At 57.8% G+C, this 21,793-nt stretch carries 22 protein-coding genes; 19 read left to right on the forward strand and 3 right to left on the reverse strand.

The window, feature by feature from the left end; all coding sequences use genetic code 11:
* The first annotated feature begins 101 nt into the window (after positions 1 to 101).
* A complete protein-coding gene (gene sixA / locus M2422_RS20795) occupies positions 102 to 587 on the forward strand; it encodes a phosphohistidine phosphatase SixA (RefSeq protein ID WP_032659231.1) in 486 nt (161 codons plus the stop codon).
* A gap of 46 nt (positions 588 to 633) precedes the next feature.
* Here the strand turns inward: sixA and smrB are convergent, their stop codons facing one another.
* A complete protein-coding gene (gene smrB / locus M2422_RS20800) occupies positions 634 to 1,185 on the reverse strand; it encodes an endonuclease SmrB (RefSeq protein ID WP_033146105.1) in 552 nt (183 codons plus the stop codon).
* Positions 1,186 to 1,330: 145 nt separating this feature from the next.
* Between smrB and prmB the strand changes: the two genes are divergently transcribed.
* The 6 genes from prmB to M2422_RS20830 are packed head-to-tail and all read left to right on the forward strand — an operon-like array spanning position 1,331 to position 5,882.
* A complete protein-coding gene (gene prmB, locus M2422_RS20805; RefSeq protein ID WP_064672900.1) occupies positions 1,331 to 2,263 on the forward strand; it encodes a 50S ribosomal protein L3 N(5)-glutamine methyltransferase in 933 nt (310 codons plus the stop codon).
* Between the two features lie 60 nt (positions 2,264 to 2,323).
* Positions 2,324 to 3,409, forward strand: coding sequence for a chorismate synthase (gene aroC, locus M2422_RS20810; protein ID WP_029742149.1), 1,086 nt, complete (start codon positions 2,324 to 2,326; stop codon positions 3,407 to 3,409).
* A gap of 2 nt (positions 3,410 to 3,411) precedes the next feature.
* Complete coding sequence (mepA, locus tag M2422_RS20815) at positions 3,412 to 4,236, forward strand: penicillin-insensitive murein endopeptidase (protein ID WP_024908935.1); 825 nt, start codon at positions 3,412 to 3,414, stop codon at positions 4,234 to 4,236.
* Positions 4,236 to 5,045: a sulfite exporter TauE/SafE family protein gene (locus tag M2422_RS20820; protein WP_038417370.1), complete on the forward strand. Its 810-nt coding sequence runs from the start codon at positions 4,236 to 4,238 to the stop codon at positions 5,043 to 5,045. Before mepA ends, M2422_RS20820 begins: the two co-directional genes overlap by 1 nt.
* Positions 5,045 to 5,590 carry an elongation factor P hydroxylase gene (locus M2422_RS20825; protein WP_033146101.1) on the forward strand — a complete coding sequence of 182 codons (546 nt, stop codon included), beginning with the start codon at positions 5,045 to 5,047 and terminating at the stop codon, positions 5,588 to 5,590. The genes M2422_RS20820 and M2422_RS20825 overlap by 1 nt, the downstream gene beginning before the upstream one ends.
* Before the next feature lie 13 nt (positions 5,591 to 5,603).
* Positions 5,604 to 5,882 carry a YfcL family protein gene (locus M2422_RS20830; RefSeq protein ID WP_029740204.1) on the forward strand — a complete coding sequence of 93 codons (279 nt, stop codon included), beginning with the start codon at positions 5,604 to 5,606 and terminating at the stop codon, positions 5,880 to 5,882.
* A gap of 58 nt (positions 5,883 to 5,940) precedes the next feature.
* Here the strand turns inward: M2422_RS20830 and mnmC are convergent, their stop codons facing one another.
* Positions 5,941 to 7,938 (reverse strand): bifunctional tRNA (5-methylaminomethyl-2-thiouridine)(34)-methyltransferase MnmD/FAD-dependent 5-carboxymethylaminomethyl-2-thiouridine(34) oxidoreductase MnmC, encoded by a 1,998-nt coding sequence (gene mnmC, locus M2422_RS20835; protein WP_064672899.1) that lies wholly within the window; start codon positions 7,936 to 7,938, stop codon positions 5,941 to 5,943.
* 158 nt (positions 7,939 to 8,096) lie between these two features.
* Between mnmC and fabB the strand changes: the two genes are divergently transcribed.
* Together fabB and M2422_RS20845 are read left to right on the forward strand one after the other, a co-directional pair.
* A complete protein-coding gene (gene fabB, locus M2422_RS20840; protein ID WP_023336433.1) occupies positions 8,097 to 9,314 on the forward strand; it encodes a beta-ketoacyl-ACP synthase I in 1,218 nt (405 codons plus the stop codon).
* A gap of 207 nt (positions 9,315 to 9,521) precedes the next feature.
* Complete coding sequence (locus M2422_RS20845) at positions 9,522 to 10,700, forward strand: MFS transporter (protein ID WP_064672898.1); 1,179 nt, start codon at positions 9,522 to 9,524, stop codon at positions 10,698 to 10,700.
* An 84-nt stretch (positions 10,701 to 10,784) separates the two neighbouring features.
* On the opposite strand, the gene flk is transcribed toward M2422_RS20845, so the two are convergent.
* Positions 10,785 to 11,789: a flagella biosynthesis regulator Flk gene (flk, locus tag M2422_RS20850; protein ID WP_029740201.1), complete on the reverse strand. Its 1,005-nt coding sequence runs from the start codon at positions 11,787 to 11,789 to the stop codon at positions 10,785 to 10,787.
* Positions 11,790 to 11,902: 113 nt separating this feature from the next.
* Between flk and pdxB the strand changes: the two genes are divergently transcribed.
* From pdxB to M2422_RS20900, 10 genes are all read left to right on the forward strand, one after another.
* Complete coding sequence (gene pdxB / locus M2422_RS20855) at positions 11,903 to 13,039, forward strand: 4-phosphoerythronate dehydrogenase PdxB (protein ID WP_064672897.1); 1,137 nt, start codon at positions 11,903 to 11,905, stop codon at positions 13,037 to 13,039.
* 67 nt (positions 13,040 to 13,106) lie between these two features.
* Positions 13,107 to 14,120, forward strand: coding sequence for an aspartate-semialdehyde dehydrogenase (locus M2422_RS20860; protein WP_039263237.1), 1,014 nt, complete (start codon positions 13,107 to 13,109; stop codon positions 14,118 to 14,120).
* On the forward strand, positions 14,120 to 14,932 hold the full coding sequence (truA, locus tag M2422_RS20865) for a tRNA pseudouridine(38-40) synthase TruA (RefSeq protein WP_023312566.1): 813 nt from the start codon (positions 14,120 to 14,122) through the stop codon (positions 14,930 to 14,932). Before M2422_RS20860 ends, truA begins: the two co-directional genes overlap by 1 nt.
* 28 nt (positions 14,933 to 14,960) lie before the next feature.
* Complete coding sequence (locus M2422_RS20870; protein WP_039263236.1) at positions 14,961 to 15,620, forward strand: DedA family protein; 660 nt, start codon at positions 14,961 to 14,963, stop codon at positions 15,618 to 15,620.
* Positions 15,621 to 15,774: 154 nt separating this feature from the next.
* Entirely contained in the window at positions 15,775 to 16,680 is a 906-nt protein-coding gene (accD, locus tag M2422_RS20875; RefSeq protein WP_003861408.1) for an acetyl-CoA carboxylase, carboxyltransferase subunit beta, read from the forward strand.
* 70 nt (positions 16,681 to 16,750) lie between these two features.
* Positions 16,751 to 18,019: a bifunctional tetrahydrofolate synthase/dihydrofolate synthase gene (gene folC / locus M2422_RS20880; protein ID WP_064672896.1), complete on the forward strand. Its 1,269-nt coding sequence runs from the start codon at positions 16,751 to 16,753 to the stop codon at positions 18,017 to 18,019.
* Positions 18,009 to 18,695: a cell division protein DedD gene (gene dedD / locus M2422_RS20885; protein ID WP_064672895.1), complete on the forward strand. Its 687-nt coding sequence runs from the start codon at positions 18,009 to 18,011 to the stop codon at positions 18,693 to 18,695. Before folC ends, dedD begins: the two co-directional genes overlap by 11 nt.
* A 228-nt stretch (positions 18,696 to 18,923) precedes the next feature.
* The gene (cvpA, locus tag M2422_RS20890) at positions 18,924 to 19,412 is read left to right on the forward strand and encodes a colicin V production protein (protein ID WP_000262116.1); all 489 of its coding nucleotides are present in this window, start codon (positions 18,924 to 18,926) and stop codon (positions 19,410 to 19,412) included.
* A gap of 33 nt (positions 19,413 to 19,445) precedes the next feature.
* Positions 19,446 to 20,963 carry an amidophosphoribosyltransferase gene (gene purF, locus M2422_RS20895; RefSeq protein ID WP_024908947.1) on the forward strand — a complete coding sequence of 506 codons (1,518 nt, stop codon included), beginning with the start codon at positions 19,446 to 19,448 and terminating at the stop codon, positions 20,961 to 20,963.
* 89 nt (positions 20,964 to 21,052) lie between these two features.
* A complete protein-coding gene (locus M2422_RS20900) occupies positions 21,053 to 21,622 on the forward strand; it encodes a UbiX family flavin prenyltransferase (RefSeq protein WP_029740194.1) in 570 nt (189 codons plus the stop codon).
* Positions 21,623 to 21,793: the final 171 nt, after the last annotated feature.

Here is a 21,793-nt window from a genome sequence, read left to right on the forward strand (position 1 = left end):
GAATGGATCAGGCACAATGCCCGGCCATCGGGTTTTCTACCTCTTAGCATTTATCGCGGGTAGTTAACGCCGGTGATTCTGGTTAACAAAAGCGGTGCAATATGCAAGTTTTTATCATGCGTCACGGCGACGCGGCACTCGATGCCGCCAGTGACTCAGTACGTCCTTTGACCGTCTGTGGCTGCGACGAATCTCGTCTGATGGCGACCTGGCTTAACGGTCAAAAAGTGGACATCGAACGCGTTCTGGTGAGTCCGTTCCTGCGTGCAGAACAGACGCTGGATGTGGTAGGGGAGTGTATGAACCTGCCGACCAGTGTGGATGTTCTGCCTGAACTCACCCCGTGTGGCGATGTAGGCCTTGTCAGCGCTTATCTTCAGGCGCTGTGCAATGAAGGTGTCGCTTCCGCGCTGGTCATTTCCCACCTGCCACTGGTTGGCTATCTGGTTTCTGAGCTGTGCCCGGGCGAGACCCCGCCGATGTTCACGACATCCGCCATTGCCAATGTTTCTCTCGACGAAACGGGCAAAGGTGTCTTCAACTGGCAAATGAGTCCGTGCAACCTGAAGATGGCAAAAGCTATCTGACGTGACGTGCGATATGGCGGGGCGCAATGTGCTTCCCGCCATTCTGTCAGGGCAACTCTGGCGGCTGCCACTCTTCCACTTCAATCAACACCAGCAACGCGGCATCTCCGCCGTACTCTTTCGGTGCCTGATGAAAAGCCATGACGTGTGGGTGCTGAGCCAGCCACAGCGGCGTCTGTTGCTTGAGGATATGTTTACCGTGGCCGTGCATCACGCAGGCGCAAAAAACATGTTCACGGCGACAGGCGGCGATCAACGCCCCCAGCTCCTGTTTCGCCTGCATCTGCGTTAAACCGTGCAGATCGAGAAACAGCTCCGGCGAATAATCCCCGCGGCGTAATTTTTTCAGCTCAAAATGGCTGACGTCTTCGCGTACGTACTTCACAGCCCCTTGCGTGTTGAGCAGCGGCTGAAATTCATCTGAAAAATAGTGGCTGTTATCGGCCTGCTCCTGCAGAAGACGCTTGACCGGTACTTCGCTGATTTTTTTACGCAGCGGGCGATGGACGATGGTGTCCTGCGTGATTTTACGCGTCCCGGTCATCAGCTGACGGAAGAGCGCCTGATCCTCCTCGCTGAGCGATGTTTTCTTTTTCATTCGTCATTCTCATCTCGTATTTCCGACAGTGTACCCGACTAAACGCATTTTTTAACCTCAAGCGCGACGCGTCATTGCTGATTTATCGCCGTCTTCATGGCAAACTAGCCGCCGAAAATTATGCGAGCATGCCCTGGAGGAAAGAGTGGATAAAATATTTGTCGATGAAGCAGTAAACGAGCTGCATACCATACAGGACATGTTGCGCTGGTCGGTTAGCCGCTTCAGCGCCGCCAATATCTGGTACGGTCACGGTACCGATAACCCGTGGGATGAAGCCGTACAGCTGGTGCTGCCGTCTCTCTACCTGCCGCTGGATATTCCGGAAGACATGCGCACCGCGCGCCTGACTTCCAGCGAAAAACACCGCATCGTTGAGCGCGTGATCCGCCGCGTGAACGAGCGCATTCCGGTCGCCTATCTGACCAACAAAGCCTGGTTCTGCGGCCACGAGTTCTATGTCGATGAACGCGTGCTGGTGCCGCGCTCGCCGATTGGCGAGCTGATCAACAACCACTTTGACGGTCTGATTGGCCATCAGCCGCAGCACATTCTCGATATGTGTACCGGCAGCGGCTGCATCGCGATTGCCTGCGCGTACGCCTTCCCGGAAGCGGAAGTGGACGCCGTCGATATCTCCACCGACGCGCTGGCCGTGACCGAGCAGAACATTGAAGAGCATGGGCTCATCCATCACGTTACGCCAATTCGCTCCGACCTGTTCCGCGATCTGCCGACGCTGCAGTACGATCTGATCGTCACCAACCCGCCGTACGTCGATGCGGAAGACATGTCCGATCTGCCGAACGAATACCGTCACGAGCCGGAGTTGGGTCTGGCGTCAGGCTCTGATGGCCTGAAGCTGACGCGCCGTATTCTGGCCTGCGCGCCGGATTACCTGACCGACGACGGCGTTCTGATTTGTGAAGTGGGCAACAGCATGGTACATCTGATAGAGCAGTACCCGGATGTGCCGTTCACCTGGCTTGAGTTCGACAACGGCGGTGACGGCGTCTTTATGCTGACCAAAGCGCAGCTGCTCGACGCGCGCGAACACTTCAGCATCTATAAAGATTAATCCAGCGGGCTTCGGCCCGTTTCACAACGCTCAAACACAAACTACAACATCGGAGCCGTGATGGCAGGAAACAGTATTGGACAGTTATTCCGCGTGACCACCTTTGGGGAATCGCACGGGCTGGCGCTGGGCTGTATCGTTGATGGCGTACCGCCAGGCATCGAACTGACCGAAGCCGATTTACAGCACGACCTCGACCGTCGTCGCCCGGGCACCTCTCGCTACACCACGCAGCGTCGCGAGCCGGACCAGGTCAAAATTCTCTCCGGCGTCTTTGAAGGCCGCACCACCGGGACCAGCATCGGTTTGCTGATCGAAAACACCGATCAGCGCTCCCAGGACTACGGCGCCATCAAAGACGTCTTCCGTCCGGGCCACGCCGACTACACCTACGAACAAAAGTACGGCTTCCGCGACTATCGCGGCGGCGGACGTTCTTCCGCGCGTGAAACCGCGATGCGCGTGGCGGCAGGGGCGATTGCTAAGAAATACCTGCAGCAGAAATTTGGCATCGTTATCCGCGGCTGTCTGACCCAGATGGGCGACATTCCGCTGGCGATCAAAGACTGGGATCAGGTTGAACAAAACCCGTTCTTCTGCGCCGATGCCGACAAGCTTGAGGCGCTGGACGAACTGATGCGTGGCCTGAAAAAAGAGGGCGACTCCATTGGCGCGAAAGTGACCGTGGTGGCCGACGGCGTCCCGGCTGGCTGGGGCGAGCCGGTATTTGACCGTCTCGACGCCGACATTGCCCATGCGCTGATGAGCATCAACGCGGTGAAGGGCGTAGAGATTGGCGACGGCTTTGACGTGGTTCAGCTTCGCGGCAGCCAAAACCGCGATGAGATTACGAAAGCGGGCTTCCAGAGCAACCATGCGGGCGGCATCCTGGGCGGTATCAGCAGCGGGCAGCAGATTGTTGCCAACATCGCGCTGAAGCCAACTTCCAGCATCACCGTGCCGGGCCACACGATTAACCGCGATGGCGAAGAAGTTGAGATGATCACCAAAGGACGTCACGATCCGTGCGTGGGGATCCGCGCGGTGCCGATCGCAGAAGCGATGCTGGCGATCGTGCTGATGGATCACTTCCTGCGCCAGCGCGCGCAGAATGCGGATGTGACGACCACCATTCCACGCTGGTAAACATGAAAAAAACCGCAATTGCTCTGCTGGCGCTGCTTGCCAGTGGAGCCAGTCTGGCCGCGACGCCATGGCAAAAAATCACCCACCCGGTGGCGGGGAGCGCGCAGTCCATTGGCGCCTTTTCCAACGGCTGTATCGTCGGTGCCCAGGAGCTTCCTCTCCAGTCTGATACCTATCAGGTGATGCGCACCGATCAGCGGCGTTATTTCGGCCACCCGGATCTGGTGCTGTTCATCCAGCGTCTGGGCAATCAGGTGCATAACCTGGGGCTGGGCACGATGCTGATTGGCGATATGGGGATGCCTGCCGGCGGGCGTTTTAACGGCGGACACGCCAGCCACCAGACCGGACTGGATGTTGATATCTTCCTGCAGCTGCCGAAAACGCGCTGGACCTCCGCCCAGCTGCTGAAACCGCAGGCGCTGGATCTGGTGGCGAGCGACGGTAAGCGCGTGGTGCCGTCCCTGTGGACGCGGGACGTATCCAGCATGATCAAGCTGGCCGCGGAAGATAACGACGTCACGCGGATTTTCGTTAACCCGGCCATCAAGCAGCAGCTCTGCCTGGATGCCGGAACCGATCGCGACTGGCTGCGCAAAGTGCGCCCGTGGTTCCAGCATCGTGCGCATATGCACGTTCGTCTGCGCTGCCCGGCGAATAGCCTGGAATGTGAAGATCAGCCGCTACCTCCGCCAGGCGATGGCTGCGGTGCGGAACTGCAAAGCTGGTTTGAGCCGGCAAAACCTGGAACCTCTAAGCCTGAGAAGAAGACACCGCCTCCGTTGCCGCCTTCCTGCCAGGCGCTACTGGATGAGCATGTACTTTAATGGATAATTTCGTCGATCTGTTTATGGTGTCGCCGCTGCTGCTGGTGGTGCTGTTCTTTGTGGCCATGCTGGCCGGATTTATCGACGCGCTCGCGGGCGGCGGCGGGTTGTTAACCGTGCCCGCGCTGCTGGCGGCGGGCATGAGCCCGGCGCAGGCGCTTGCCACCAATAAGCTTCAGGCATGCGGCGGTTCGCTCTCGGCGTCGCTCTATTTTATCCGCCGCAAGGTGGTGAGCCTTGCCGATCAGAAGCTCAATATACTGATGACCTTTATCGGCTCCACGTCGGGCGCGCTGCTGGTTCAGCACGTGCAGTCCGATATTTTGCGCCAGATCCTGCCGATTCTGGTCATCTGCATCGGGCTTTACTTCCTGCTGATGCCAAAGCTCGGTGAAGAAGATCGCCAGCGTCGCCTGTACGGCCTGCCGTTTGCCCTGATTGCCGGGGGCAGCGTGGGTTTTTACGACGGTTTCTTCGGACCGGGGGCGGGTTCATTTTATGCGCTGGCGTTCGTGACGCTGGCCGGGTTTAACCTCGCCAAATCCACCGCCCATGCCAAAGTGCTCAACGCGACCTCAAACGTCGGCGGCCTGCTGCTCTTTATCATCGGCGGCAAGGTTATCTGGGCAACCGGATTTGTGATGATGGCAGGGCAGTTCCTGGGCGCGCGCGCGGGCTCGCGTCTGGTATTAAGCAAAGGACAAAAACTTATTCGCCCGATGATCGTCATCGTCTCGGCCGTAATGAGCGCCAAACTTCTTTATGACAGCCATGGACAGGAGATCCTCACCTGGTTGGGGATGCACTAATGAACAGTACGCATAAATACGAACAGCTGATTGAGATTTTCGACGGCTGTTTTGCTGACGATTTTAATACCCGTCTGATTAAAGGCGACGACGAACCGATCTATCTTCCTGCTGATGCGGAGGTTCCGTATAACCGCATCGTCTTTGCCCACGGCTTTTATGCCAGCGGCTTGCACGAGATTTCGCACTGGTGCATTGCGGGGAAAGCGCGGCGCGAGCTGGTGGACTTCGGTTACTGGTACTGCCCGGACGGACGTGATGCCGCCACTCAGGGCCAGTTTGAAGATGTGGAAGTGAAGCCGCAGGCGCTGGAATGGCTATTCTGCGTCGCGGCGGGTTTCCCGTTCAACGTCAGCTGTGACAACCTCGAAGGCGACTTCGAGCCAGACCGTATCGTCTTCCAGCGCCGCGTTCACGCGCAGGTGATGGAATATCTTGAGAAAGGCATCCCGGAACGTCCGGCACGCCTGATCGAGGCCTTACAGAATTATTACCACACGCCGGTTATTACGGCGGAATGCTTCCCTTGGCCGGAAGATCTTTAACAGAGGAAAGAAGATGATCGCAGAATTTGAATCACGCATTCTGGCGTTAATTGATGACATGGTGGAACACGCCAGTGATGATGAGCTGTTCGCCAGCGGTTATCTGCGTGGTCACCTGACGCTCGCGGTAGCCGAGCTGGAAGCGGGGGACGATCACTCTGCCGACGCCGTTCACGCTGAAGTCACTCGCAGCCTGGAAAAAGCCATTCTGGCTGGGGAGCTCTCGCCGCGCGACCAGTCTCTGGTGTTAGGCATGTGGGACACTTTGTTCCAGCAGGCGAAAGCCAAGTAAGTGTTTCACCACCCTCTCCCTGTGGGAGAGGGTTAGGGTGAGGGCACCAGACCGCACCTTACTTAACCTTCTTCCCCTTCAGCAGTTTTCGTACCCACAAGCGATTCGGATTCAGCCCTGCAAGCGTAACCCTGTCCAGCGGCATCGGCTCGCCGCTCATTTGTGCGGCTAACACTTCTGCCAGTAGCGGTGCGGAACAGAGCCCGCGAGATCCTAATCCACCCAGCATAAACAGCTCCGGATAAACCGGCGCGCTTACCGCGTTATCCCGGTTATCAGCAAGATCCTGATAGGCCTCAAGCGTCGCGTCGTAGTCCGGCACATTTCCCGCCATCGGCAGATGATCGCGGGTGGCGCAGCGCACGCCGCAGCGCGCGTCACCCTCGCTGACGTCAACCTCTTTCGTCCACGCCGCATCCGGGAAACAGTCAATCAGGCGCTGGCGGTTCTGGGCCTGATCCGCTTCGCTGTAGCGCATATCCGTCTCGCCACGATGATAGCTGGCCCCGATGCAGTGGTGGCCGTTAGACGGATTTTGCGGCGTCAGATAGCCGTCATAGCACAGCACCTGACGCAGTTTGCTCAGTTTGGGCGCGGAAGGAATATGGCTTACCTGGCCGCCGACCGGATAAACCGGCAATGACTCTGTCTGGATAAACTGGCTGATGTTATGCCCGTTTGCCAGCACAACGCTGGCATGACTTGCCTCTTTGCCATCAGCAAACCGCAGATTCCAGCGTTCTGTCCGGCTCAACGATTCAACCTTGTGAGCATAATGCGCCGTCAGCCCGCGCGACTGCGCCAGCGCAATGACCGCCGCGGTCAGTTCAGCCGGGCACAGCCAGCCGCCGAGCGGATACTGAATGCCTCCACAGCCGGTTTCCACGCCAGCGGTGTCTGCCACCTCTTGCGCACTTACCGCACGGGCAATCTCGTCAGGCAGACCCAGCGACAGCATCTGCGTGATTTTTTGCTGGCTCTTTTCATCCCAGCCGAACTGCGTCACGCCGCACCAGTCATGCTCGAACGCCACCGGCAGGGCGTCGTACAGGCGACGAGCGAAGGTAAACGCCGCCGGGAAAAACCGGAAAAGGGCCGGGTCGTGCGCGCTTAAAAGCGGATAGAGCGCCCCCTGGCGGTTGCCGGACGCGCCGCTTGCTGGCGCATCGTCAGCGCAGTAGAGCGTGACCTGCCAGCCGCGGTGGAGAAGCGCGAGAGACAGCAGAGCGCTGGCGATCCCCCCCCCGACTATCGCCACTTCACGGGATGCGCTGGCGCCGCGTGCAAACCAGGGGGCACTTGCGGGGATATCCAGCGTCTGCTCCATTCTGCCGACCAGCATGTCGCGCTTGCGGCCAAAACCTTTGGTCTTCTGCATGGTAAAGCCCGCCTCCTGCAGCCCGCGGCGGACAAAGCCTGCCGAGGTGAAGGTGGCAAGCGTTGCGCCCGGGCGCGCCAGCCGCGCCATCGCGCTAAACAGATGCTGGCTCCACATGTCCGGGTTTTTGGCGGGGGCAAAGCCGTCAAGGAACCACGCGTCCACCGTCTGATTCATCGAATCATCGAGCGTATCGGTCAGGTCATTGATGTCGCCAAGCCATAAATCCAGCGTCACGCGTCCGCCGTCCAGAATCAGACGGTGGCAGCCGCCAATGTGGGGTGGCCACTGCGCCTGAAGCTGCTCCGCCCAGGCTGCAAGCTCTGGCCAGCGCTGATGAGCGAGCCGTAGATCGTGCGCGGTGAGCGGGAATTTTTCAAAACTGATGAAATGTAATCTTTGTAGCGTAGCCTCAGGGTGGGCAGCGTGAAACTGGTCAAACGCCTGCCAGAGGGTCAGAAAATTGAGCCCGGTACCGAATCCGCTTTCCGCTACAACGAACAGGCTCCGCGGATGCTCCGGGAAGCGGGTGCTGAGCTGGTTTCCGTCGAGGAAAACATAGCGAGTTTCTTCGAGTCCGTTATCATTAGAAAAATAGACGTCATCAAAATCTCGGGAAACAGGTGTACCCTCAGCGTTGAATTCGAGGTTGGCGGGTTGTATAGCGTTTTGTTTCACGTAAGTTACTCGTCTGACAGGCAGTGGCACGATCTTAACGATGTGAGTCCATCGGTGCAAATTTCCGCAGAAAATGTCTGATCGGACTTGTTCGGCGTACAAGTGTACGCTATTGTGCGACTCGAAACTTACTATAGTGCGACTTACAGAGGTATTGAATGAAACGTGCAGTGATTACTGGCCTGGGCATTGTTTCCAGCATCGGTAATAACCAGCAGGAAGTCCTGGCATCTCTGCGTGAAGGACGCTCCGGGATCACTTTCTCTGAAGAGTTTAAAGATTCAGGTATGCGTAGCCACGTATGGGGTAACGTCAAACTGGACACCACCGGTTTGATTGACCGCAAAGTGGTTCGTTTCATGAACGATGCCTCTATTTATGCTTATCTCTCCATGCAGGAAGCGATCAAAGATTCCGGCCTGAGCGAAGAGGTTTATCAGAACAACCCGCGCGTGGGTCTGATCGCCGGTTCCGGCGGCTCATCAAAAGCGCAGGTATTCGGCGCTGACGCAATGCGTAGCCCGCGTGGTCTGAAAGCTGTAGGTCCGTACGTGGTCACCAAAGCCATGGGTTCTGCGGTTTCCGCGTGCCTGGCGACCCCATTCAAAATCCACGGTGTGAACTACTCCATCAGCTCCGCGTGTGCGACTTCCGCACACTGTATCGGTAATGCTGTTGAGCAGATCCAGCTGGGTAAACAGGACATCGTATTTGCTGGCGGCGGCGAAGAGCTGGGCTGGGAAATGGCCTGTGAATTCGACGCGATGGGCGCACTGTCCACCAAGTACAATGAAACCCCGGATAAAGCCTCCCGTACCTATGATGCGCACCGTGACGGTTTCGTTATCGCGGGCGGCGGCGGTATGGTTGTGGTTGAAGAGCTGGAGCATGCCCTGGCACGTGGCGCGCACATCTACGCTGAAATCGTGGGCTACGGTGCAACGTCTGACGGCGCCGACATGGTTGCGCCATCCGGCGAAGGCGCGGTGCGCTGCATGAAGATGGCGATGCACGGCGTTGACACCCCAATCGACTACCTGAACTCCCACGGTACCTCTACTCCGGTAGGCGACGTGAAAGAGCTGGGTGCGATCCGTGAAGTCTTCGGCGACAACAGCCCGGCAATCTCCGCGACCAAAGCCATGACCGGTCACTCTCTGGGGGCGGCTGGCGTGCAGGAAGCGATCTACTCTCTGCTGATGCTGGAAAACGGCTTTATCGCGCCAAGCATCAACATCGATGAGATGGACGAGCAGGCTGCTGGCCTGAACATCGTGACCAAACCAACGGAAGCGACGCTGACCACCGTCATGTCAAACAGCTTCGGCTTCGGTGGCACCAACGCCACGCTGGTTATGCGTAAGCTGAAAGCATAAGTTTTACGTTTGATTCCGGAAGGGAGCCATAAGGCTCCCTTTTTTATGCATTGACAAGCGGCTGATCTCACAGGCAAACTTCACCCCTCAACATTATCCTCACGATAATGCGTAAGCGTTTAACGTCAACCAACGCACCTTAATCCTGATAATCAGGTAGAGGGGGCGTGGCATTTCCCCGCCTTACTCTTCATTTCGGAGTAAAGCATGACTGCAGTAACTCAAACAGAAACAACCCCTTCAGCGAACGTCTCGCTGTTCCGTATCGCTTTCGCGGTATTTCTGACCTATATGACCGTTGGCCTGCCGCTGCCGGTGATCCCGCTGTTCGTTCATCAGGAGCTGGGCTATGGCAACACCATGGTCGGCATTGCCGTGGGCATTCAGTTTTTAGCCACGGTATTGACCCGCGGTTACGCCGGACGGCTGGCGGATCAACACGGTGCAAAACGCTCGGCGCTACAGGGGATGTTTGCCTGTGGGCTGGCGGGCGGCGCATGGCTGCTGGCTGCTCTGCTGCCGGTAGACGCCGCGTATAAATTCGCGCTGCTGGTGCTGGGCCGTTTAATCCTTGGATTCGGTGAAAGCCAGCTGCTGACCGGCACCCTGACCTGGGGAATGGGGCTGGTGGGGCCGGCACGCTCCGGCAAGGTGATGTCCTGGAACGGTATGGCCATCTATGGCGCGCTGGCCGCAGGCGCACCGCTTGGGCTGCTGATCAATAGCCAGTTTGGGTTTGCGACGCTGGCTGCCACCACCATGGCTTTACCCCTGCTGGCGTGGGCGTTTAACGGCTCGGTGCGTAAAGTGCCCGCGCACAAAGGCGAGCGTCCTTCCCTGTGGAGCGTGGTTGGCCAAATCTGGCAGCCGGGTCTTGGCCTGGCGCTGCAGGGCGTGGGTTTTGCGGTGATTGGTACCTTCGTCTCGCTCTATTTTATGAGCCGCGGCTGGGCGATGGCCGGTTTTACGCTCACCGCGTTTGGCGGCGCGTTTGTGCTGATGCGCGTTTTCTTCGGCTGGATGCCGGATCGCTTTGGCGGCGTGAAGGTAGCGGTGGCGTCGCTGGTGATTGAAACCATCGGTCTGCTGCTGCTGTGGAATGCACCCGTGGCCTCCGTTGCGCTGCTTGGTGCGGCGCTGACCGGGTGCGGCTGTTCACTGATCTTCCCGGCCCTGGGCGTTGAAGTGGTGAAGCGCGTGGCCCCACAGGTGCGCGGTACGGCGCTGGGCGGCTATGCGGCCTTTCAGGATATCTCATACGGGGTAACCGGGCCGCTGGCCGGGGTGTTAGCCACCTCGTTTGGTTATCCGTCCGTCTTTCTGGCCGGTGCGGTTTCTGCGGTGGTTGGGATCGTGGTGACGCTGGTGGCGTTTCGCAGATCGTAGTTTTTGCCCGGTGGCGCTTCGCTTACCGGGCCTACAATCGCACTAGCCGTAGGCCGGGTAAGGTGAAGCCGCCACCCGGCAGTGTTAAGCAACCAGCCAGAAAATCGCCAGCGCAATCAGTAACGCAATAAACATCAATCCCGGACGCGCAGAGAGCGTTCTGAACGTCTCCACGACTGGCGCAAACAGCGGGCTGTAGATCGGCTGAATGTTTCTCACCTCCGGCACGCCGCCCTCGCGCTCGGCGCGGCGAACGAAGATTTGATTGAGCAGATCCTGCACCTGCGCGGTGGTCAGAACCGTTTGCGGCGTGGCCTGCCAGTTTTGCTGGGCGTAATCCCGAATGACTTCAAACTCGTGCGGCTCAAGCGGCTGCTTTAGTGCCGCCTGGACGGTATGCAGGGTTGGGGCATTCTGGGTGCTGAGCGTCTGGCGCGCCTGGAGCCAGGTCACCAGATGCGTAAACTGTTTGGCCGGGATCAGCTCACCCGCCTTCACGCCGGACAGCTCCAGCATGGATTGCCAGATAAGCTTCGTCGGTTCGCCGGTGGCCGCAGCCAGCTTCGTCACCATCTGCTTGAGCGTGTTGTGCTCGGCAGGCAGCAGCGGACGCTCGGTCGCCGGGCGCACCTGAGGCTGCGGGATAGACAGCTCGTTGTTCTGCAGCAGGGTCAGCACGGTTTTGAGCTGGTCGGGCGTCAGCTGGCCCAGCGCGGTCTGACCATACTGCTGGCGAATAAAATCGCTCACCGCCTGCCGGTTATTGCCCTGGCCCAGCAGCTCGGTCAGCTGAGCGACAATCTGGCGCGTGGTGTGGTTCTGCTGCGCGGTATTAATACGCTGGTTCAGGTTTTGCTCGGCCGCAGGGAAATGGCGCGACTGCAGCGGTGCGTCGTTCCTCACGCCTAAATCATGCTTTACCCCGGCCCAGACTTCCGCGTTTTGCTGTGAAGTCAGCGCAATCAGGCGCGTGATCAGTCGCTCCAGCACGGTGCGCTGTTGCGTGGATAGCGGTTGTTCACCGGCAACGTTTGGCGTGACGGGGCCTTCACCCGGAGGGCGTGGCGGCGTACCTGAAATGGGCTGCATCGTCAAAAATCCTTAAAGTCAAAACTCAGCGTAAACCAGGCATACATATATGCCTGGCGGCCAGATTATGGCACACTTGGCAGGTTTTCTTCCTCTCAAACAGGTACTCAGACGTGAAAATCCTCGTTGATGAAAATATGCCTTACGCCCGTGAGCTTTTTAGCCGCCTGGGTAACGTTAAGGCTGTCCCTGGTCGCCCGATCCCGGTCAACGAACTGGATGACGCAGACGCGCTGATGGTGCGCTCGGTGACTAAAGTAAATGAGGCGTTGCTCGCCGGTAAAGCGATTAAGTTTGTCGGAACCGCAACGGCAGGGACCGATCATGTGGATGATAAATGGCTGAAGCAGGCCGGAATCGGTTTTTCCGCCGCGCCGGGCTGTAACGCCATTGCCGTTGTGGAATACGTTTTCTCCTCCCTGCTGATGCTGGCCGAGCGCGACGGGTTTGCGCTGAAGGACCGCACCGTGGGGATTGTCGGCGTGGGTAACGTCGGCGGGCGCCTGCAAAAGCGCCTTGAAGCGTTAGGGATCCGCACGCTGCTGTGCGATCCGCCGCGTAAAGATAACGGCGATGACGGGGATTTCCGCTCGCTGGATGAGCTGGTTGAACAGTGTGACGTGCTGACGTTCCACACGCCGCTGTTTAAAGAGGGGCCGTATAAGTCGCTGCATCTTGCTGACGAGGCGCTGATCCGCCGTCTGAAGGCTGGCACTATTCTGATAAATGCCTGCCGTGGTCCGGTCGTAGATAACGCCGCGCTGCTGACATGCCTGAACGAAGGACAAGACCTCAGCGTGGTGCTGGACGTCTGGGAGCCGGAGCCGGATCTCAACGTTGAGCTGCTTAACAAGGTAGACGTGGGCACGGCGCATATCGCCGGTTATACCCTCGAGGGGAAAGCGCGCGGCACGACGCAGGTCTTCGAAGCCTACAGCGCTTTTATCGGCCATCCGCAGCAGGTAGCGCTGGATACCTTACTCCCCGCGCCTGAGTTTGGCCGCATTACCCTGCACGGCCCGCTCGATCAGGCAACGCTGAAAAGGCTGGTGCATTTGGTGTATGATGTGCGCCGCGATGATGCGCTGCTGCGTAAAGTGGCGGGGATCCCGGGTGAGTTTGATAAGCTGCGCAAGAACTACGTTGAGCGCCGCGAGTGGTCTTCCCTGTATGTAATATGCGACGACGCCCCGTCGGCGACGCTGCTGCATAAGCTGGGATTTAACGCCGTTCATCACCCGGCGCATTAATGTCTTCTTAATGCTCCCTGTCGGATACTCCGACAGGGACGCTTTTTTATTTCTGGAGTAAACCACCATGTCTGAAGGCTGGAACATTGCCATTTTAGGTGCCACGGGTGCCGTGGGCGAAGCCCTGCTCGAAACCCTTGCTGAGCGTCAGTTCCCGGTGGGCGATATCTATGCGCTGGCCCGTACCGACAGCGCAGGTGAGCATCTGCGTTTTAACGGTAAATCCGTCATGGTCCAGGACGCGGCCGCGTTCGACTGGACGCAGGCGCAGCTGGCGTTTTTCGCCGCGGGGGCTGAAGCGACGGCTGCGTACGTTGAAGAGGCGACCAACGCTGGCTGCCTGGTGATCGACCTGAGCGGTCTGTTCTCAATGGAGCCGGATGTGCCGCTGGTGGTGCCGGACGTGAACCCGTTTGTGCTGGCTGACTACCGCAACCGTAACGTCATTGCGGTTCCGAACAGCCTCACCAGCCAGCTGCTGACCGCGCTGAAACCGCTGATCGACGACGGCGGCCTGTCGCGCATTACCGTCACCAGCCTGCTGTCCGCGTCTGCGAACGGCAAAAAGGCCGTTGACGCCCTGGCCGGGCAGAGCGCGAAGCTGCTGAACGGTATCCCGATTGACGAAGATGATTTCTTTGGCCGCCAGCTGGCGTTCAACATGCTGCCGCTGCTGCCGGACCGCGAAGGGTCTGTACGCGAAGAGCGTCGTATCGTCGATGAAGTGCGCAAAATTCTGCAGGACGATGGCCTGATGATTTCCGCGAACGTCGTGCAGTCTCCAGTCTTCTACGGCCACGCGCAGATGGTTGGCTTTGAAGCCCTGCGTCCGCTGGCGGCAGAAGAGGCGCGCGACGCGTTTGGCCGCGGTGAAGACATCGTGCTCTCCGAAGAGAGCGAGTTCCCGACCCAGGTTGGCGATGCCACCGGCAGCGCGCATCTTTCCGTTGGCTGCGTGCGTAACGATTACGGCATGCCGGAACAGGTTCAGTTCTGGTCCGTTGCCGATAACGTTCGCTTCGGCGGCGCGCTGATGGCGGTCAAAATCGCTGAAAAACTGGTGCAGGAGTACCTGTACTGATGTCAGACGTGGAACAAAAGCCGGTCCATAGAATTGCTCTCGGAATTGAGTACGATGGCAGTAAATATTATGGCTGGCAGCGTCAGAACGAGGTGCGCAGCGTCCAGGAGAAGCTGGAGAAAGCGCTCTCTCAGGTGGCAAACGAGCCGATTAACGTCCTGTGCGCGGGACGTACGGACGCGGGAGTTCACGGCACGGGGCAGGTGGTGCACTTTGAAACCACCGCCGTGCGTAAGGATGCCGCCTGGACGCTGGGTGTAAATGCGAATTTGCCTGGTGACATTGCGGTGCGTTGGGTAAAAGCTGTGCCGGATGATTTTCACGCGCGCTTCAGCGCCACGGCGCGTCGCTACCGTTATGTCATCTACAACCAGCGCCTGCGTCCGGCGGTGTTAAGCCAGGGCGTCACGCATTTTTATGAACCGCTTGATGCAGAACGTATGCATCGCGCGGCGCAGTGTCTGATTGGTGAAAATGACTTTACGTCGTTTCGTGCGGTGCAGTGTCAGTCCCGCACGCCGTGGCGCAACGTCATGCACATAAACGTCAGCCGTTTTGGCGCGTATGTGGTGGTGGATATCAAAGCCAATGCCTTTGTACATCATATGGTTAGGAATATTGTGGGCAGCCTGATGGAAGTGGGTGCCGGACACCAGCCGGAGAGCTGGATTGCAGACCTGCTGGCAGCGAAGGACAGAACGCTTGCGGCAGCCACGGCGAAAGCGGAAGGATTGTATCTGGTCTCAGTAGACTATCCGGATCGATTTGACCTGCCGAAACCGCCAATGGGCCCGCTGTTTTTAGCGGACTAAACAAAGGTGCAATTAGGGCTTAGACAATATGGACGTAATACGTTTTCTGATTGATTTCATTCTGCATATTGATGTTCACCTGGCAGAGCTGGTCGCGCAGTATGGCGTCTGGGTTTACGCCATTCTGTTCCTCATTCTGTTTTGTGAAACCGGTCTGGTCGTTACCCCATTCCTGCCAGGGGATTCACTGCTGTTCGTTGCCGGGGCGCTATCGGCGTTACCCACTAACGATCTGAACGTGCATCTTATGGTTGTGCTGATGGTGATTGCCGCCATTGTCGGTGATGCGGTCAACTATACGATTGGACGGGTGTTCGGTGAGCGGCTTTTCAGCAATCCTGATTCGAAAATTTTCCGTCGCAGCTATTTAGACAAAACCCATGCGTTTTATGAACGCCATGGCGGGAAAACCATTATCCTTGCGCGTTTTGTGCCTATTGTGCGCACATTTGCACCGTTTGTGGCGGGAATGGGGCATATGTCCTATCGTCATTTTGCGGCATACAACGTGGTTGGCGCGCTGCTGTGGGTACTGCTGTTTACCTACGCAGGCTATCTGTTTGGCGATCTTCCGGTGGTGCAGGAAAACCTTAAGTTACTGATTGTAGCGATTATTGTGCTTTCCGTACTGCCTGGCGTTATCGAAATCATTCGCCACAAACGTGCGGCGGCAAAACAAGCGAAGTAAATGCACACTGGCGGTTCGACCACTTTTTTATCCAAAGTTTCGGGCTGTTATGTTTTAATGTGCAACATTCATGGTCTGTTGGAGGCAAAAATGGCATTATTCGCCTCTTATAGCAAAACTGGCATACGACCAGGTTCAGGCAGAAAGGTTATCAATGAGCTGGATTGAACGAATTAAAAGCAACATTACCCCAACGCGCAAAGCGAGCATTCCTGAAGGGGTATGGACGAAGTGTGATAGCTGCGGTCAGGTTCTGTATCGCGCAGAGCTGGAGCGCAACCTTGAGGTGTGTCCGAAGTGTGACCACCATATGCGTATGTCGGCGCGCAACCGCCTGCATAGCCTGCTGGACGAAGGCTCTCTGGTAGAGCTGGGTAGCGAACTTGAGCCAAAAGACGTGCTGAAGTTCCGCGATTCCAAAAAATACAAAGATCGTCTGGCCTCTGCACAGAAAGAGACCGGCGAGAAAGACGCGCTGATCGTCATGAAAGGCACCCTGCATGAGATGCCGGTTGTCGCCGCTGCCTTTGAGTTCTCCTTTATGGGCGGCTCAATGGGCTCCGTGGTCGGTGCGCGCTTCGTGCGTGCCGTTGAGCAGGCGCTGGAAGACAACTGTCCGCTGATCTGCTTCTCTGCCTCCGGCGGCGCGCGTATGCAGGAAGCGCTGATGTCGCTGATGCAGATGGCGAAAACCTCTGCTGCGCTGGCGAAAATGCAGGAGCGCGGTCTTCCGTACATCTCCGTGCTGACCGACCCAACCATGGGCGGCGTCTCCGCGAGCTTCGCGATGCTGGGCGACCTGAACATCGCTGAGCCAAAAGCGCTGATCGGCTTTGCGGGTCCTCGCGTTATCGAGCAAACCGTTCGTGAAAAACTGCCGCCGGGCTTCCAGCGCAGTGAGTTCCTCATTGAGAAAGGCGCTATCGATATGATCGTCCGCCGTCCGGAAATGCGCCTGAAGCTGGCGAGCATTCTGGCGAAGCTGATGAATCTGCCAGCGCCGAACCCGGATGAGCCGCGCGAAGGCGTGGTGGTACCGGATCAGGAACCCGAGGCCTGATAACTGAAAAGGGCAGGGCCGGTTGGCGCTGCCCTTTTGCTTTCTAATCTGTTAATGACAACCGGGCATTATGGAAAATAAAAGCATTCCCCAAGCCACGTCGCCCCTGGCCGCGTGGCTTTCTTATCTGGAAAACCTGCACAGTAAAACCATTGATATGGGGCTTGAGCGCGTAAGCCAGGTCGCCGCGCGTCTTGATGTGCTCAAACCGGCACCTTTTGTGTTCACCGTCGCGGGCACCAACGGTAAAGGCACTACCTGCCGCACGCTGGAATCTGTCCTGATGACCGCGGGTTACAAAGTTGGCGTGTACAGCTCTCCACACCTGGTCCGCTACACCGAGCGGGTTCGCGTGCAGAACAGCGAGCTGCCGGAATCGGCGCATACGGCGTCGTTCGCGGAAATTGAAGCCGCACGCGGTGAGATCTCATTAACCTATTTTGAATACGGCACCCTGTCGGCGCTGTGGCTGTTCAAACAGGCGCAGCTGGATGTCGTGATCCTTGAAGTCGGCCTCGGCGGACGTCTTGATGCCACCAATATGGTGGATGCGGACGTGGCGGTGGTCACCAGCATCGCGCTGGACCATATCGACTGGCTGGGACCGGATCGTGAAAGCATTGGCCGCGAGAAGGCCGGTATTTTCCGGGCGAATAAACCCGCCGTGGTCGGCGAGCCGGACATGCCGCACACCATTGCTGACGTGGCAAACGAGAAGGGTGCGCGTCTGCTGCGCCGCGGCGTTGACTGGCAGTATGAGGTTCAGGATAACGGCTGGCGCTTCAGCGATGCCCAGGGCGCGCTGGACAACCTGCCGCTGCCGCAGGTGCCGCAGCCGAACGCAGCCACCGCGCTGGCGGCACTGCGCGCCAGCGGATTAGCGGTCAGCGAGCAGGCAATTCGCGACGGCATTCAGAGCGCAATTCTGCCCGGGCGTTTCCAGATTGTCAGCGAGTCACCGCGCCTGATTCTGGACGTGGCGCATAACCCGCATGCGGCGGCGTATCTCGCGGGACGTCTCAAATCGTTACCAAAAACCGGGCGCGTGCTGGCGGTTATCGGTATGCTTCATGATAAAGATATCGGCGGTACGCTGGCCTGCATGGAGACTGTGGTCGATAGCTGGTATTGTGCTCCACTGGAGGGGCCGCGCGGCGCGACGGCTGAGCAGCTGATGGAACATCTCGGCAAAGGCGCAATCTATAGTAGCGTGGCTCAGGCCTGGTATGCCGCGATGGCGGATGCTAAACCAGAAGATACCGTGCTGGTGTGTGGTTCATTCCACACGGTGGCACATGTCATGGAAGTGATGGACGCGGGGAGAACCGGTGGCGAGTAAGTTTCAGAACCGTTTAACAGGAACCATTGTGCTGGTCGCGCTCGGGGTGATTATTCTCCCGGGTCTGCTCGACGGGCAGAAAAAGCATTATCAGGACGAGTTTGCCGCTATTCCGCTGGTGCCGAAACCGGGTGACCGCGATGAGCCGGATATGCTGCCAGCGGCGACGCAGGCGCTGCCTGCCCAGCCGCCGGAAGGTGCGGCGGAAGAGGTGCGTGCAGGCGATGCCGCCGCCCCGTCGCTCGATCCGTCTCGTCTGGCGGCAGCGAGCAGCAGCGATATCGATCCGGTGCCGGTAGAGCAGCCTAAACCCGTTGAAAAACCGAAGCCGGTTGAGAAGCCGCAGCCGAAACCGCAGCGGGATAAAGCCGCAGAGCAGCTGGCTGCCGCATCAGAAACCCTACCGCCGGCAAAACAAGACGCGGCACCGACCGGAAAAGCGTACGTTGTGCAGCTCGGCGCGCTGAAAAACGCCGACAAAGTTAACGAGGTCGTGAGCAAACTGCGCAGTGCGGGATATCGTGTTTACACTTCACCTTCCACGCCGGTGCAGGGTAAAATTACCCGTATCCTCGTGGGGCCAGAAGCGTCCAAAGATAAGCTTAAGGGTTCGCTGGGCGAGCTGAAGCAGATCTCCGGCCTGAGCGGCGTGGTGATGGGCTACAGCGCGAACTGATAAGATCTTACCCAACCTCGGAGTGGTTTGCTCCCTCTCCCTTGAGGGAGAGGGCCGGGGTGAGGGGGAGCAGACGTCCACAGAGACGTCAAATGGACCGTGGCGTTGAACATTTTTTCAGCGCCTTTTTTATTTACGCGCGGGAAGGAAATCCCTACGCAAACGTTTTCTTTTTCTGTTAGAATTCGCCCCGAACTGGATGACAGGGCGTTAAATCGTGGGACACATATGGTCTGGATTGATTACGCCATCATTGCGGTGATTGGTTTTTCCTGTCTGGTTAGCCTGATCCGTGGCTTTGTTCGTGAAGCGTTATCGCTGGTAACCTGGGGTTGTGCTTTCTTTGTTGCCAGTCATTACTACACTTACCTGTCTGTCTGGTTCACGGGCTTTGAAGATGAACTGGTCCGAAACGGAATTGCCATCGCGGTGCTGTTTATCGCAACGCTGATTGTCGGCGCTATCGTGAATTACGTGATAGGTCAGCTGGTCGAGAAAACCGGTCTGTCAGGAACGGACAGGGTGCTCGGGATCTGTTTCGGGGCGTTACGAGGCGTGCTGATTGTGGCCGCGATCCTGTTCTTCCTGGATACCTTCACCGGGTTCTCCAAAAGCGAAGACTGGCAGAAATCGCAGCTCATTCCAGAGTTCAGCTTCATCATCAGATGGTTCTTTGACTATCTGCAAAGCTCGTCGAGTTTTTTGCCCAGGGCATAAACCCTGAGATGTGGCTTAACGAGGAAAAGACGAATGTGCGGTATTGTCGGTATCGCCGGTTTCATGCCGGTAAACCAGTCGATTTATGACGCGTTAACGGTGCTTCAGCACCGTGGGCAGGATGCTGCGGGTATCATCACCATTGATGCAAACAACTGCTTCCGTTTACGCAAGGCGAATGGCCTGGTAAACGATGTGTTTGAAGCCCGCCATATGCAGCGTCTGCAAGGTAATATGGGGATCGGTCACGTTCGTTATCCTACTGCTGGCAGTTCCAGCGCCTCCGAGGCACAGCCTTTCTACGTCAACTCACCGTATGGCATCACCCTTGCTCATAACGGCAACCTGACCAACGCGCATGAGCTGCGTAAAAAGCTGTTCGAAGAGAAACGTCGCCACATTAACACCACCTCTGATTCTGAAATCCTGCTCAATGTGTTCGCCAGCGAGCTGGATAACTTCCGTCACTACCCGCTGGAAGCAGACAACATCTTTGCTGCGATTGCCGCGACCAACCGCCAGATCCGCGGCGCGTACGCCTGCGTAGCGATGATTATCGGTCACGGCATGGTGGCCTTCCGCGATCCAAACGGCATTCGTCCCCTGGTGCTCGGCAAGCGCGACCTTGGCGATGGCCGTACCGAATATATGGTTGCCTCTGAGAGCGTGGCGCTGGATACCCTGGGCTTTGAGTTCCTGCGTGACGTTGCGCCGGGCGAAGCGGTCTATATCACCGAGAAGGGCCAGCTGTTTACCCGCCAGTGTGCCGATAACCCGGTCAGCAACCCGTGCCTGTTTGAATACGTTTACTTCGCCCGCCCGGATTCCTTCATCGACAAGATTTCCGTCTACAGCGCGCGCGTCAACATGGGCACCAAGCTGGGCGAGAAGATTGCCCGCGAGTGGGACGATCTCGACATCGACGTGGTTATTCCTATTCCGGAAACCTCCTGCGATATCGCGCTGGAGATCGCCCGCATCCTGGACAAGCCATACCGTCAGGGCTTCGTGAAGAACCGCTACGTTGGCCGCACCTTTATCATGCCGGGCCAGCACCTGCGCCGTAAGTCCGTGCGCCGCAAGCTGAACGCCAACCGCGCGGAATTCCGCGACAAGAACGTTCTGCTGGTGGATGACTCCATCGTTCGCGGCACCACCTCTGAGCAGATTATCGAGATGGCGCGCGAAGCGGGTGCGAAGAAAGTCTACCTGGCCTCTGCTGCGCCGGAGATTCGCTTCCCGAACGTGTACGGCATCGATATGCCAACCGCCAACGAACTGATCGCTCACGGGCGTGAAGTGGATGAAATTCGCCAGATCATCGGTGCCGACGGCCTGATTTTCCAGGATCTGAACGATCTCATCGACGCGGTGCGTGCCGAGAACCCGGAAATTCAGCAGTTTGAATGCTCCGTGTTCAACGGTATTTACGTGACCAAAGACGTTGACCAGCAGTACCTCGACTATCTTGATTCTCTGCGCAACGACGATGCGAAAGCCGTGCAGATGCAGAACGATCTTGAAAGCTTAGAGATGCACAACGAAGGTTGATGGTCCGGCAGGTGAGGGCGAACGCCCTCACTTGCAACTCCCCGCAAAATCCTGCACAGTCTGCCCTGAAATCAGTAAGGGCGAAAATCATGAAACGACTCATTGTTGGGCTTAGCGGCGCCAGCGGCGCGATTTACGGCGTACGTCTGTTACAGGTTCTGCGTAACGTGGCGGAAGTCGAGACCCATCTGGTGATGAGCCAGGCGGCGCGGCAAACCCTCTCTCTGGAAACCGATCTCTCCCTGCGCGATGTTCAGGCACTGGCGGACGTGGTTCACGATGCCCGTGATATCGCCGCCAGCATCTCCTCAGGCTCGTTTAAAACGGCCGGCATGGTTATCCTGCCCTGTTCAATTAAAACGCTCTCCGGCATTGTGAACAGCTATACCGACACCCTGGTGACGCGCGCGGCGGATGTGGTGCTGAAGGAGCGTCGTCCTCTGGTGCTCTGCGTGCGGGAAACGCCGCTGCATCTCGGCCATCTGCGTTTAATGACCCAGGCCGCCGAGCTTGGGGCCATCATCATGCCGCCGGTTCCGGCGTTTTATCATCGCCCGACCTCGCTGGACGACGTGATTAATCAGACCGTTAACCGCGTGCTGGATCAGTTTGACATCGACCTGCCTGAAGATCTCTTCACCCGCTGGCAAGGGGCCTGATTCTGTGCACAAACAGAGTGCATGAAAAGAGACGTTGCCCTGTTTCAGGGCAATTATGCAACGGCGATCATATCCTCGACATTTAATTCGTTTTTTCCCTTTTTCTCTTTCCGGTTCGTTCGGCAGACCTGCTATCTTTCACCATTAAGGCAATATCGCAACGTTTTATTA

This window comes from Enterobacter sp. SLBN-59 (genome assembly GCF_024807915.1).
Classification (GTDB): Bacteria; Pseudomonadota; Gammaproteobacteria; order Enterobacterales; family Enterobacteriaceae; genus Enterobacter; species Enterobacter asburiae_B.